The sequence below is a fragment of the Cronbergia sp. UHCC 0137 genome (assembly GCF_034932285.1).
Taxonomy (GTDB): Bacteria; Cyanobacteriota; Cyanobacteriia; order Cyanobacteriales; family Nostocaceae; genus Cronbergia.
Window position 1 is genome coordinate 1 of record NZ_JAYGHC010000050.1, and the last position, 14,003, is coordinate 14,003.

The window sequence follows — 14,003 nt, forward strand, 5'->3', positions numbered from 1 at the left end:
TTTAGTTAAAAGCGCTCTCCGGTATCGGGGGGCGTTTTTGTTTTAGGTAAAGATCATTCCATCTCCCAAACTCTTACTCTCTGCGTCTCTGCGCCTCTGCGTGAAATAAATTCATGCTTTTTCAAAGAGTTACTAGACTAAAATTAAAATATCTGACTAAAAATTGATAAATATTCTCTAATAACTCATTGCAGTTTCCTTAAAATTGCCTGTTTCAATATTCAAAATCAAAACATCTCCATCTAGCAAGCCAATGATTAAATCTTTACCCTGAATAGATATTTCAGAACCGATTTCAGGGAGTCCTTTAATACATTGAATAGAATTATCTAAGTTAAGTATAAACACTTCTAACTCAGTTAGTACAACAGTTATAAACGAAAGTGCCAATATTTGTACTAAGCTACTATTTAGCGGTAAAGCAACAGAAATTTTCCCCTGGTTTAAGTCAAGAGCAACTAACTGTTGATCAACACCAATCCAAACAGTAGATTCATCTGGTGAAAACATCACCATTGGCTCAATTAAATCACTCCTCCAGCTAAGTCCACATTTTCCCAAATTACGTAAATTAATTGATGCAAATCTTCTAGCATGATCGTGAACAATAATCTTCCGAATACTGTCAATTTTCTGAAATTGGGACTCATTAATGTTATTTATGTTCATTTTGACTCCTAGCAATAAATTTTTGGAATAATAGAACTTACCTCTGGAACTGCTGATAGATTAGAACCAGGATAAAAGTAGGAGATTTCTATAGCACCTTTAGATTCAACACTAGCTACTTCTACTTTTTTCACAATGATAGTTCCATATTCAGTTGTTATGCGCTTCACCTCAGCAGAGTTCAAACCATCCTGAAAAACTTTCATTAACTGTTCGCGTCCACCTCTGGCTTCATCTATCCCTAACTTTTTTAAATCCTCCAAGTTCTGCAATGATCTTTTTTGATTGGATGGATTAGAAGTAACACGACCAAAAAAATAATCGAATTTGCTCTCCTTTATGCTAAATCCATTTCCTTGAATCAAGGTATTAACTCCAACCTTTGATGGTTTTTTGTGATTTTTGTTACTATTACCACGATTTTCAGTAGTTTTTAAGTTTCACGTTTTAAGCTTCTTACCCTCATAGATACAGCCAAACCACCCATAAACAAAGCCCCAATCACCCCTTGTAAAGGATTATTATTCACACCCGTTACCCAATCAGGAACTTGTCCAGAATATTTTACTAATTCCCCAACATTAATAATGTAATAACCCCAAACCAAACCACCATGTAAACCAATTGGTAAACCTAAACGTCCCCGTCTCCAACGTTTACCCCATACCTGCGTTAACCCTAAAAGAACTAAAGCTGGAAATTGTGGCAAGGTATGAATAATTGCTTCTAAGGGTTTGATAAAATGCGCTACAGCAAATAAAATCGCATCTATCCACAATGCTATCTTTAAACTATAATCTCGCTGCAACTCATCTAATAACCAACCCCGAAATAATAATTCTTCAGCAAAACCCACACCCAAGCTAACTAATAAACCTTCTAAAACAATTTTTATTAGAAAAATTCCCGGTTTTTGCCACACCAACCAACCAAAAATACCTTGTACACCAAATAAAATTACCGTGCTAACTAATCCAATAGCCAAACCACCTAGCACATCTACAGCATTTTTCCGCGAAATGTCTAACCCATAATGGCGGAATATTCGGTTTTGCTGATATACTTTTTTACCCCAAAATCGGAGAAGAAAAATAAACTCTACATATAATACCACCATTGTCAAGATACTAACTAAATTAGCATCACCCACTAATAAGTAAATTGGTGTGGCTATTGGCAACCATAACAGTGATAAACACAGCAAAAAACAGCCCACTCTCAAGGGGACGGGGCATTGGGAAAGTTGATCAAAGCTGATTTTCATAGAATTGGGTCAATCATCATTAGTCTAGTATGGTGGCTGTCTGTTGCCTGAGAACATATAGTTATCATAGAACTCAAATAACAAAAGACTTTTAGTCCATTCCCTGCTGTATATATTTTGACTAATGACCAATGATCAATAACTATTCGTCAGGTTCAATAGTGCTGCTCAAACCGTGACTTTTTAGAGTTTCACAATAAAATTCAGCGTGTTCTAGAGCGCAAGTAATCACTAAAGCTAACCCGTTACTGTGAGCTTCCATCATGATGCTAACAGCCTGGGGCTGGGTGAGGCTCGGTACGGTGGTCATTAAAACTTGAACCACATACTCCATTGAGTTGTAGTCGTCATTATGGAGCAGAACGCGATACCGAGGCGCGAGCTTGCGGGTTGTTGAACGCTTCTCAATAGTTTCGACTGACACTACTCTTTGCTCTTCTATTTTTAATTTACTACAGGCGTATTCCTGTCTAGGACTTGCTAAACAGCAATTTACCTAATTTTCTCACAATTTCAGGTCTAAAGACGCTAAAATTTTTTGGTTATTTTTATAATCATGATGATTATATCACATATTAAACAGGTAGAGTAAAGAAATTTAGACAATTTTCATGCCTTATTTGCTTAAATTTTGTCTTAGGGACTGCTAAATAAAAAATACTCAAATATTTCTTGGCAGTCCCTTAATGCTCTGAATACAAGTGATCTAAAATTTTCAATGGGTGGAAAACCAAACACCAAAGTGGTATATTTTAGAACTTACTCATTACTTGAATAAATATGGCTTGTGTTTTTCGTTTCTTCTACGGTGCGCCAGAACCGATAATTTCATCACCATTAGCCATATTTTTCTATCTGACGCACCCTACTAATAAAGCTGGAAATGATGAATTTCGGTTGATGCAGATCAAGTCCTAATATCATATTACTATATAACTATGGACACTATCTCTAATTTCCCATCTGGACAAATTGTTGCGTTGGATGGTGGTAACAAAAATCTTTATGCAGAAGTTATTCAAGTTGTGGTTTCACGTCAGTTATGCTGGGTACGCCCTTTGCTAATGGCTGATTTTAGCTGTGAACCACTATTAATGACTGATTTACGTGATACTTCTGATCTAATTTTGCCTATAGGTTTATTTCGTCTAGCTGTAGATACGGAAGTAATTTCTTTATTGAGTCAACTTTTAGCGAAAGAACCAAAACCTGAATGTGAACCAGTTGCACAACAAGAACTCCATTGTTTTATACAGCAGTTATGGTAATTGCTGAGGATTGCTGGGCGATCGCACCGAAATAAGTTAATAATTGTAATGTTATCCTGTTTTGGTGCTTAACCCATGCTGGGTACTAACTGCACTCGACCAGCATCCATCTCTGCCATTAATAATTCTAAGGCTTCGTAGTCAACATCAGAGATGTAACCTAGCTGTGTCAATTCTGAGTTAATTTCGTTTTCTATTTCCGGTGTTAGTTTTCTGATGTGCAGAGCTTTCTCTACCAATTGACGAATTGCAAATCTAGTTCTCATAGCAAACAAACAAACTATAGTTACTACTTATTATCCAAGATTAAGGTTTGTATAAAAAGTGATCCAATCAAGGTTAGGATAGTGATTAAGATCACGATTAGATGGAGATGCACAGTTTGTTATCCAGTCTATTTTTACTGATTGGCACAGGTGACGGAACTTTGCTAGTTGATAGCTGAAGTAGGTTTGATCACCTGGGTTACACTTGATTAATCTGCACTTTAGATATCTATGTTGATTGTTTTTTACATTAGACAAAAAAAATGTATAGATCAATACTGTTTTAGGTACATTTATGACAATCTTTAAACAGAGGTTAGTAGTTGAAAGTGCAAAATACAAAATGCAACCAAGAGGAAAGCCAGAGGGGAAAAGCATCTTGTCTAATGAATAAAGGCAAACTCAATCTAGAACAGCTTACTCAAGTAATAAAGATTGGGCAAAGATATCTAATAGGTGTAGTCAATCTCAGAAAAACAGTATATGTTTAAATAAGCTCATTCAATTTTACGGTTAAATTGATTTCATAGTACCCGTCAAGGAAACCGTAGTTATTGCTCAAACCAAGGCACAAACAGACTTTTAACCCTGTAATTCGTAGACTGCTATTTAATCATGAGATTAGTGCAAGATTATTAAACCAGGGTAAACTTATGGATGCTATGGGCAAAAGATCGAATAAATGCTAAGTTGGGATCGGTTAGGTGTAATTTAAGTTGGCTAGAAGATAGCAAGTGGCTGTTTTAGTAGAAAAATTAATCACAGCAGATATTTTAAAACCAGCCCGTTATCTGGGAAACGAGCGTTTAGCAGTACATAAGCCTTGGGACTCGGCAACAATACGCTGGGTGTTAACATACCCAGAGGTATATGAAGTAGGGGCATCTAATTTAGGGCATATTATCCTCTATAACATTTTAAATGCCCAACCAGGCCAGTTGTGCGATCGCTCTTATTTACCAGGAACAGACTTAGCGGCTAAACTCCGCCACACCCATACACCTTTGTTTGCGGTAGAGTCTAAACGCTGGTTGACGGAATTTGACATTTTAGGCTTTAATCTTAGTTATGAATTAGGTGCCACCAACATCCTAGAAATGTTGGACTTAGCCCAAATTCCTCTAACATCGCAAGAACGCTCCCAGGGAAATTATCCCCTAATTTTCGCCGGTGGGCAAACAGCAACATCGAACCCTGAACCCTACGCCGACTTCTTCGATTTTTTTGCCTTGGGAGATGGGGAAGAACTACTGCCAGAAATTGGTGTGGTATTGGCAGAGGGAAAAAAAGCCGGGTTGAGTCGCCAGGAATTGTTACTAAAATTAGCACAAAATCCGGGCGTGTATGTGCCTCAATTTTATCAAATGGTAGAGGGTGGTGCAGTATCTCCCCTGCGTCCAGAGGTGCCAAAAAGAATTTTGCGCCGGGTAGCGACCCCAATTCCGGCCTATTCTATTGGTTTAGTTCCCTTTGTGGAAACAGTCCACGACCGTTTGACAATTGAAATTAGGCGCGGTTGCACCCGTGGCTGTCGCTTTTGTCAACCAGGAATGCTGACTCGTCCAGCACGAGATGTAGAACCAGAGAAGGTAGTAGAAGCCATAGAAGCAGGAATGCGGGCTACAGGTTATAATGAATTTTCTCTATTATCTCTGAGTTGTTCTGATTATTTATCTCTGCCTGCCGTAGGGATGGAAATCAAAAATCGGTTGAAAAATGAGAATATTTCCCTAACTTTACCCAGTCAGCGAGTAGATAGATTTGATGAAAATATCGCCAACATTCTGGGGGGAACAAGGCAAGGAAGTTTGACTTTCGCGCCGGAAGCTGGAACTCAGCGAATGCGAGATATTATCAATAAGGGATTGACAAATGAAGAATTGTTACGGGGAGTGAAAACTGCTTGGGAAAAAGGGTGGAATAAAATCAAGTTGTATTTTATGATTGGCTTACCCGGCGAAACAGATGTCGATGTGTTGGGCATTGTGGAAACGGTAAGTTGGTTACAACAGGAATGTTGGGAGAAAGGTAGGAAACTACTGAACTTTAACTTAACGATTTCTAACTTTACGCCTAAGCCACACACACCATTTCAATGGCATTCAGTTTCTACCTCAGAATTTAAAAGGAAACAAAACTTATTGCGGCAAGAATTTCGCTCTCTGCGGGGGGTGAAGGTAAATTTCACGGATGTGCGTATTTCGGCCATGGAAGACTTTATTGGTAGGGGCGATCGCTCTTTAGGTAAAGTATTACATCAAGCTTGGAAATTGGGCGCGGGTATGGATTCTTGGTATGACAACGTAGATCAGGCATTTACAGCTTGGAGTGATGCCATATCTCAAGCTGGTCTAGACTGGAAATATCGTCTAGTTGAAAACGGCGAGTGGAATTTATTCAATACCAAGGAAACAAAAGACAAACTAGATCAAAATTCCCCCCTTGATATCCCCCTACCCTGGGATCATATTGATACAGGCATAGATAAAAAATGGCTACAGGAAGACTTAAAACGGGCTTTAGAGGCAGCAATTGTTCCCGACTGCTCTTTTGAAGGTTGTTCCCATTGTGGAGTCTGTGGCAGCGATTTTGGTCATAATGTAGTCATTAAAGCCCTGCCTATACCCACCTTTATTGGTGATTTCATTCCCAACACCACCAAAGCCCAACGCCTAAGAGTTTGGTTTGGTAAACAAGGTGATATGGCTTTAGTGAGTCATTTAGACTTAATGCGTCTGTTTGATCGAGTGATACGCAGGGCTGGCTTACCAATAGCCTTTAGTGGTGGATTTCATCCTAATCCCCGCATTGTCATAGCGAGCGCCTTATCCTTGGGAAATACCAGCAGTGGGGAAATTGTCGATTTTGAATTAACTCAACCAATGGATGTGGAAACCTTTCGCACCCAACTAGTCAGCCAAATGCCTGTTGACTTACCCATATACAACGTAGCAGAGATAGATTTAAAGTCACCAGCAGCTACTCAATGTTTAGAAAAAGCCGAGTATTTGCTAACTGTTTCTACACCACACCGGGAAGGAGACAAAGCAGAATGGCCAAGCTGGATTGAAGCTATCAAAGCCAAAGAGGAGATATGGTCTGAGCATACAACCAAATCAGGGAAACAGCAACTCATAAATCTGCGCGATCGCTTATTTGAAATTAAATTAGTAGCTACCCAAGAGCTAGAAACAGAAACAAAAGCTGAACTTACTTATGTGGGTAGTTGTCGTCCTGATGGTGTGATCTTGCGACCTGAGCAAATATTGCTTATGCTAGAGACAGTGGCCAATGCAGAATTTCATCTCCTGCATATCCACCGCAACCGACTAATTTTAGCTGAAACAGCAGAGGTTTCATATCTGTACTGTAGCCAGTCAGTATGAGATTAATGGGTAGCGTGCCGTAGACTTGAGAAAAAAGAAACATTCTGATTGTTGTCTTTGTGGGTAGCAAGAACAAATAGTGAGAATAGTTGAGTTTTTTTCAAAATATTCGATATAATTTTAACTGAATAGGTATAATTCAATTAAATGCTGAAAAGCAGCCTATCGAAAAAGTTAAAAATTATCTCTAAAAGTCACTAGGGCTGATGGTTTTAAAGCTCAGTTAATGTCTTCATAGAAGCAATACCTTGTACAAACTAAAAAAAGTCTTGATCTGTAGGTTGGGTTGCGGTAAGAAACCCAACAAATACGTCGGGTTGCGCGTATCGCTTAACTCAACCTACAAAAAATAGGTAAGGTATTGAGAAGACTACCTGAGAAACCCGCACTATCCTCAAAGGAACTGTGGGGAAAATGAAGACACCATATCCCTAGTTGGTAGTAAGCTACAAAATTAGCTTTTTAAGCTTTGTAGATATCCGCAGAGTAGCTTCCCTTTGCCCATTGGCTGCCGGAAGGAAAGATATGGTAAACTCTGCACAACGGTACTAGAGGGTGATGGTATTGATTAGAAATCAACCGATGGAGTTGAGTTCATTACTTAAACAATATGCAGCCTGACTGAAAAATTGAGCGTGGAAACGCAATTACAGTGTCATAGTGTCAATAGCTCTACTTGAGCATAGATTTACAATATTTATCACCAGTAGCACCTTTTGGTGGTTCAGTTGGGGCGAGAGGTATTACAGTAGCACTCTTAATCCCCGTTGGTGCTACCAATTTTTGAGGAAATTGAATGCCAAAACAAATTATCATCGCGGAACAGCATCAAATTGCGGCCGTGTTTTCAGAAGATCAAATACAAGAACTGGTTGTAGCTACGGGTCATCATCAAATTGGTGATGTCTACTTGGGAGTGGTCGAAAATGTCTTACCTGGGATAGATGCAGCTTTTGTAAATATCGGTGATCCAGAACGCAACGGTTTTATTCACGTCACAGATTTAGGTCCACTGAGGCTAAAACGCACCGCCGCAGCGATTACAGAATTGTTAACACCCCAGCAAAAGGTGTTGGTGCAGGTAATGAAAGAGCCGACGGGAACCAAGGGACCAAGGCTCACGGGTAACATTACATCACCAGGACGTTATGTGGTGTTGATGCCCTATGGCAGAGGTGTGAATTTATCCCGACGGATTAAGAGTGAAAGCGAGCGTAACCGATTGCGTGCCTTAGCAATTTTAATTAAACCTGCGGGGATGGGTTTATTGGTGCGAACAGAAGCAGAAGGCAAGCCAGAAGAAGCAATTATTGAAGATCTAGAAGTGCTGCAAAAGCAGTGGGAGACAATCCAACAGGAAGCTCAATCAACCAGGGCTCCGGCATTGCTCAACCGGGATGATGACTTTATTCAACGTGTGTTGAGGGATATGTACGGTGCGGATGTGAATCGGATTGTGGTTGATTCTAGCACCGGCTTGAAAAGGGTAAAACAGTATTTACAGAATTGGAGTGGAGGTCAGACACCCCAAGGATTGCTGATTGATCATCACCGCGATCGCTCTCCGATTTTAGAATATTTCCGCATCAGCGCCGCCATTCGTGAAGCCCTCAGACCTAGAGTAGACCTGCCATCGGGTGGTTACATCATCATTGAACCAACGGAAGCATTAACCGTTATAGATGTCAACTCTGGTTCTTTTACGCGATCGGCCACAGCCAGAGAAACAGTATTGTGGACAAACTGCGAAGCAGCCACAGAAATTGCCCGTCAGTTACGTTTGCGGAATATTGCCGGGGTGATCGTCGTTGACTTTATTGACATGGAAGCTAGACGGGACCAACTGCAAGTTTTAGAACACTTTAACAAAGCCCTAAAAGCCGATAAAGCCCGTCCCCAAATAGCCCAACTGACTGAACTTGGTTTAGTAGAACTGACCCGCAAACGCCAAGGACAAAACATTTATGAATTATTTGGTGAAACTTGCCCCACCTGTGGCGGTTTAGGGCATACAGTCCGCTTACCGGGAGAACTGGAACACCGAATGCCAATTCCCGCAGCAGACATCCCAGATCGTTTTACTCCTATGCCCCAACGAGAACCACGGATGCCAACAGCCCGCATCCCAGAAATCCGGGAAAACTACGGTCGTGGCTCATCTCAAGCAGGAGAGGGATTTGGGGAAGGATTTGACGGTGATGTTGAGCATTTAGTTAATCATCCCAGTTATCAAGAAATGGGCGACAACAAGCGTCGTACCCGCACCCGTCGCAGTCGCATTGGTTTGAATGGGGCTAACGGAAAAGATGACATTCGGCTGAATCCTAACTCTTTAGGTTTTGTCAACGAGCCAGATTTAGACTTAGATAGCGAAGCAGACCTACCAACAACACCAGAAATTCCCTTACCCAGTATTGGTAAACCTAGTTGGAATGACAGAACAGAACGGGCAAAGATTAAAGTTGAGCCAATCAAACCCGTAGTAGATCCTCCAGAGATTAGGACTGTAGAAATGTCCGTCCGGGAGCAAGATGTGTATGCTTTAATGGGGGTTTCTCCTGGGGTGAAGTTAGATAGGGAAGTGAAAAATCCCAAATCTGTAATTTTCAATGTTGTTAAACCTGGACAATCACCAAATTCACCACCTGAATCAACACCAGAGTCTTTTATTAATGAAAGACAAAGTTCTGAAGTTATTGTGATCAAGAAACCAGAACCTAAATTTAAACCAGAACCTGAATTTGAACCTGAATTTGAACCTGAATTTGAACCCGAATCTAAATTTGAACCTGAACCTGAACCTAAACCTGAACCTAAATTTGAACCTGAACCTGAACCAGAGGAACGATCTTTTTCTAAGTTACCTGTTGAACCCTCTTTTCCAGAAGCTAACGAGATAGGTTTTCCTAGTACCGCACCTGACAATGAGGTGAATAGTTCCAGTTCCACTATTAATCGTCGTCGTCGTCGTCGGTCTTCAGCATTGGATACAGATACATTCAACTCCGAAGAAAGTTAATTTGCCATGATGGGAGAGACAGAGCAAACGGCCGCAGCTATTTGGTCGTCAGCACCATTAGGTGAATTTACAAGTTGGCTAGAGTTATCTACGTGCTTAGATGTTGAGGGTCTGGTTGCAGGAGTTGATGAGGTGGGCAGGGGCGCGCTTTTTGGACCTGTAGTTACGGCCGCTGTGATCCTACCAAAAGAAGCTTTGCCCAGTTTAATGGCAGCTAATATTAGAGATAGTAAAAAGTTGTCTAGTTCTCGTAGAACTCTATTAGCACAGCAAATCAGTACCTTGGCTGTAGACTGGCGAATTGGTTTTGCTTCTACTGCGGAAATTGATGAGTTAAATATTTTACAGGCGACCTTGTTAGCGATGAAGCGGGCTGTACTGAAATTGAGGGTACAGCCTACACTCTGTTTAGTTGATGGAAATCAGTTAGTAAAGGGTTTATCTATACCACAGAAAACTATTGTCAAAGGCGATGAGCGATCGCTCAATATTGCGGCTGCTAGTATCATGGCCAAAGTCTGGCGTGATGATTTGGTGATGCGTCTGGCAGCTAAATATCCTCTGTATGACTTAGAACGTAATAAAGGTTATGGTAGCCAGCGCCATCTGCTGGCTTTACAAAAGCATGGTCCCTCGCGGTTGCATCGTCAGTCTTTTCGACCTTGTAAAGTGGGTGATGGGTGATACGGGGCAGGAGGCAGGAGGCAGGAGGCAGGAGGCAGAAGGCAGAATAAAAAAGGGTTTATTGCTTTCACTAATCAATTAATCCGTGTCATCCGTGTCATCCGTTAAATCTGTGATCTACTCTGGATTTAATATTGGTAATTCAGTTGCATCATTGCTAATCTTGATTTCTTCGCTTTGTGATATGACCCAATGACGATAATCTGCCAATAGTTGATGTAACAATCTTTGCTTAACTGTCAACAATACACTTTTGAGTAAACCATTACCTGTAGCTTCTAAAATTGGCTTGGGAGTCATAGAAAATGGCAGTGGTAGGTCTACTTGGACTTCTAAATCAGCTTTTCCTTGTAGACGTGTGCCGCTATCTGTTTGGTAAGGTGATAAATATCCTTTTAAATTTAGAGCAAATCGTTGGTTAATATATTCAAACCCCAGGATTTCGCAACCAACAGAACGTAAGTAAATTCCTCCATGAGATTCTGCCCAAACTCTCATGTCTACGGTGGGTTGGATGGTTAAGGACATAAAAGAGAGCGATCGCATTTTCAGCCGAAATACGTCGTCAGATATCTGTTGCATTCTACTGTTGTCAACCAGGGCTTTGACTAGGCGTTGGGGCTGACGCAAGTAGTGTTGAATAGGAATAGGCTGTTTGGGAACAGCGATTTCAACTGATTGAGAAGCAGTAAACTTGGTGAACATAAGCGAGTTTAACTATTTGTTTTATAATTTTAATATTTTTTAATAAACTAGATTGAAGATTTTGTTGCAAAAACTGGCAAACTTTATGGATACAAGTATGAATTTAGCGATCGCTCATTTGGGTCCCCCTGGAACTTACGCTGAACAAGCGGCTTTTTTTTATCTTAACTGGCTAAAAAATCAGGGCATAGAAGCTAACTTATCTCCCTATCCTACCATTGCCCAATCTCTACAAGCTGTAGCTACCCAGCAAGCCGACTTAGCCGTTGTGCCGGTCGAAAATTCCATTGAGGGCAGTGTAACTATGACAATGGATACTTTGTGGCAGTTGGAAAATTTACGGATTCAATTAGCTCTAGTTTTGCCCATCAGCCATACTTTAATTTCCTATGCCCCGAACCTAGATAATATTCAAACTGTTTATTCTCACCCCCAAGCTTTAGCCCAATGTCAGGGGTGGTTAGGTGAGTTTTTACCCAATGTGAATTTAATTCCTAGCAATTCGACAACGGAAGCACTGCAAAGATTAAACTTAGAAATTACAACCGCAGCGATCGCTTCCAATAGAGCAGCCCAACTTTATAATTTACCTGTTTTAGCAACTGGTATCAACGACTATCCTGAAAACTGCACTCGGTTTTGGGTAATTAGTCAAGTAGACCATAACTACCAAATATCTTTAACAAATCCTACTTATACATCCCTAGCTTTCAGTGTACCAGCCAATGTACCTGGTGCATTAGTCAAGCCTTTACAAATATTTGCTCAACAAAGTATCAATCTCAGTCGCATTGAGTCTCGTCCTACAAAACGTTCTTTAGGGGAATATTTATTTTTCATGGACTTAGAAGCAGAACTTAATTCATTTATTATGAAATCAGCTTTAGAAGAATTACAAAATCACACAGAAATATTAAAAATTTTTGGGAGTTACAATGTGTTGTCAATTACTCTTTGAAAATTTAGTGTCTGAGAGGCATTACGGAATTTTTAAAACGAACCGCAGAGACGCAGAGAACGCGGAGGTAGAGGGAAAAAGATGTTTATATTTTGTTTATTGTTCGGCTATTGGTTTTTTAATGCTTTCGGTATTTGGGATAACTTATGAAAATGCGATCGCTCTCCTTGTGTCAAACAAATCTACAATAATCATTAACTCAACTGTTTTGTCTATAAACCCTCATCCTATATTTTCAGGATAAATATGCCTTTTCCTAGATCAAGTGGTATTTTACTACATCCGAGTTCTTTCCCTAGTCGTTTTGGTATTGGGGATTTAGGTTCAGAAGCTTATCGTTTTATTGATTTTCTCAAAGAAACTTACCAGCAATATTGGCAAGTTTTACCTCTAGGCCCCACTGGTTACGGAAATTCCCCTTATATGTGCTACTCAGCAATGGCGGGTAATCCTTTGTTGATTAGTCCAGAAAAACTGGTAGATGAGGGTTTGCTAACAACCCAAGATTTTGCTGATCTTCCGACATTTCCTGCAAATACAGTGGATTTTGACCAAGTTATCCCCATTAAAATTAATCTGCTAACTCAGGCTTGCGAGAACTTTAAAACTCAAGCAACTACTGACCAAAAACAAGCTTTTGCTAAATTTTGTGACAGTAAAGCCTACTGGCTAGATAATTATGCCCTATTTATGGCGCTCAAGGATTCTCAAAATGGTGAGAGTTGGTACAGTTGGGACAAAGAAATAGCTAAAAGAGATCCAGAAGCTTTAAATAAGGTAGAAAATGAGCTAAAAGAGCCGATCTTTTATTACAAATTTATTCAATATGAGTTTTTCCGTCAATGGTCGGAACTCAAGAAATATGCCAATGACCATGGTATAGATATTATCGGCGATATCCCTATTTACGTGGCTCATGATAGTGCTGATGTGTGGGCAAATCCTGACATTTTCGCCCTAGATGAGGAGACTGGTGAAGCTGCACAAATGGCTGGTGTTCCACCTGATTATTTTAGCACCACTGGTCAATTATGGGGAAATCCGGTTTATAACTGGGAAGAACTGGAAAAACAAGACTTTAAATGGTGGGTACAACGGTTTGAGGCCATGTTGGATTATGTCGATATCATCCGCATTGACCACTTCCGGGGATTTGAGGCTTTTTGGTCTGTACCCCAAGGGGAAGAAAACGCAATTAATGGAGAATGGGTAGATGCGCCTGGAGATGCTTTTTTTGAGGTAATTAAGCAGAAGTTGGGTAAATTGCCGATTTTAGCTGAGGATCTGGGGGTAATTACGCCAGGGGTGGAAGCATTGCGAGATAAGTTTGAGTTTCCTGGAATGAAGGTTTTACAGTTTGCTTTTGGTTCTGATCCCGGTAATCCATTTTTACCTTTCAATTACCCACGTAATGCCGTGGTTTATACTGGCACTCACGATAATGACACGACTTTGGGCTGGTTTGATCAAGCTAGTGATTGGGAAAAACGCAATTTGCTGATGTATTTAGGTTCTATCAGCCCTGATGGTGTGAACTGGGATTTGATTCGTTTGGCCTTGAGTTCGATCGCTAATCAAGCAATTATTCCTCTACAGGATGTTTTGGGTTTAGGAACAGAAGCAAGAATGAATTTTCCCAGTACGGCCGAGGGTAATTGGGATTGGTGTTATCAAGCGGGTGCATTGACAGACGAAGTGGGCGATCGCCTAAAAAATCTGACCCAACTTTGTGGCAGATCCCCGATCAAATCCTAAAGTAACAACTCCTGAGTTCTGAGTCTAAA

At 40.4% G+C, this 14,003-nt stretch carries 12 protein-coding genes; 6 read left to right on the forward strand and 6 right to left on the reverse strand.

Annotated elements, in window-relative coordinates; all coding sequences use genetic code 11:
- Nucleotides 1-177 precede the first annotated feature (177 nt).
- The 4 genes from VB711_RS20610 to clpS all read right to left on the reverse strand — a co-directional run bounded on the left by VB711_RS20610 (nucleotide 178) and on the right by clpS (nucleotide 2,357).
- Complete coding sequence (locus VB711_RS20610) at nucleotides 178-669, reverse strand: hypothetical protein (protein WP_323288152.1); 492 nt, start codon at nucleotides 667-669, stop codon at nucleotides 178-180.
- Nucleotides 670-677: 8 nt separating this feature from the next.
- Nucleotides 678-1,034, reverse strand: a complete 357-nt coding sequence (locus tag VB711_RS20615; protein ID WP_323288153.1) for a hypothetical protein — start codon at nucleotides 1,032-1,034, stop codon at nucleotides 678-680.
- 68 nt (nucleotides 1,035-1,102) lie between these two features.
- The gene (locus VB711_RS20620) at nucleotides 1,103-1,933 is read right to left on the reverse strand and encodes a type II CAAX endopeptidase family protein (protein ID WP_323288154.1); all 831 of its coding nucleotides are present in this window, start codon (nucleotides 1,931-1,933) and stop codon (nucleotides 1,103-1,105) included.
- 142 nt (nucleotides 1,934-2,075) lie between these two features.
- Nucleotides 2,076-2,357: an ATP-dependent Clp protease adapter ClpS gene (gene clpS / locus VB711_RS20625; RefSeq protein ID WP_323288155.1), complete on the reverse strand. Its 282-nt coding sequence runs from the start codon at nucleotides 2,355-2,357 to the stop codon at nucleotides 2,076-2,078.
- Between the two features lie 514 nt (nucleotides 2,358-2,871).
- Here clpS and VB711_RS20630 point away from each other — a divergent pair.
- Complete coding sequence (locus tag VB711_RS20630; protein WP_323288156.1) at nucleotides 2,872-3,201, forward strand: hypothetical protein; 330 nt, start codon at nucleotides 2,872-2,874, stop codon at nucleotides 3,199-3,201.
- A gap of 68 nt (nucleotides 3,202-3,269) precedes the next feature.
- Here VB711_RS20630 and VB711_RS20635 read toward each other — a convergent pair whose 3' ends face one another.
- Nucleotides 3,270-3,467 carry a hypothetical protein gene (locus VB711_RS20635; RefSeq protein ID WP_323288157.1) on the reverse strand — a complete coding sequence of 66 codons (198 nt, stop codon included), beginning with the start codon at nucleotides 3,465-3,467 and terminating at the stop codon, nucleotides 3,270-3,272.
- Nucleotides 3,468-4,201: 734 nt separating this feature from the next.
- On the opposite strand from VB711_RS20635, the gene VB711_RS20640 reads away from it, so the two are divergent.
- From VB711_RS20640 to VB711_RS20650, 3 genes are all read left to right on the forward strand, one after another.
- Complete coding sequence (locus VB711_RS20640; protein ID WP_323288158.1) at nucleotides 4,202-6,853, forward strand: TIGR03960 family B12-binding radical SAM protein; 2,652 nt, start codon at nucleotides 4,202-4,204, stop codon at nucleotides 6,851-6,853.
- Between the two features lie 796 nt (nucleotides 6,854-7,649).
- The gene (locus VB711_RS20645; protein WP_323288159.1) at nucleotides 7,650-9,872 is read left to right on the forward strand and encodes an Rne/Rng family ribonuclease; all 2,223 of its coding nucleotides are present in this window, start codon (nucleotides 7,650-7,652) and stop codon (nucleotides 9,870-9,872) included.
- 9 nt (nucleotides 9,873-9,881) lie between these two features.
- Entirely contained in the window at nucleotides 9,882-10,556 is a 675-nt protein-coding gene (locus tag VB711_RS20650) for a ribonuclease HII (protein WP_323288188.1), read from the forward strand.
- 117 nt (nucleotides 10,557-10,673) lie between these two features.
- Here VB711_RS20650 and VB711_RS20655 read toward each other — a convergent pair whose 3' ends face one another.
- Complete coding sequence (locus tag VB711_RS20655) at nucleotides 10,674-11,261, reverse strand: DUF1997 domain-containing protein (RefSeq protein ID WP_323288161.1); 588 nt, start codon at nucleotides 11,259-11,261, stop codon at nucleotides 10,674-10,676.
- Between the two features lie 97 nt (nucleotides 11,262-11,358).
- On the opposite strand from VB711_RS20655, the gene pheA reads away from it, so the two are divergent.
- Together pheA and malQ are read left to right on the forward strand one after the other, a co-directional pair.
- Nucleotides 11,359-12,219 (forward strand): prephenate dehydratase, encoded by an 861-nt coding sequence (pheA, locus tag VB711_RS20660; RefSeq protein WP_323288189.1) that lies wholly within the window; start codon nucleotides 11,359-11,361, stop codon nucleotides 12,217-12,219.
- Nucleotides 12,220-12,465: 246 nt separating this feature from the next.
- The gene (gene malQ / locus VB711_RS20665) at nucleotides 12,466-13,974 is read left to right on the forward strand and encodes a 4-alpha-glucanotransferase (protein WP_323288162.1); all 1,509 of its coding nucleotides are present in this window, start codon (nucleotides 12,466-12,468) and stop codon (nucleotides 13,972-13,974) included.
- Nucleotides 13,975-14,003: the final 29 nt, after the last annotated feature.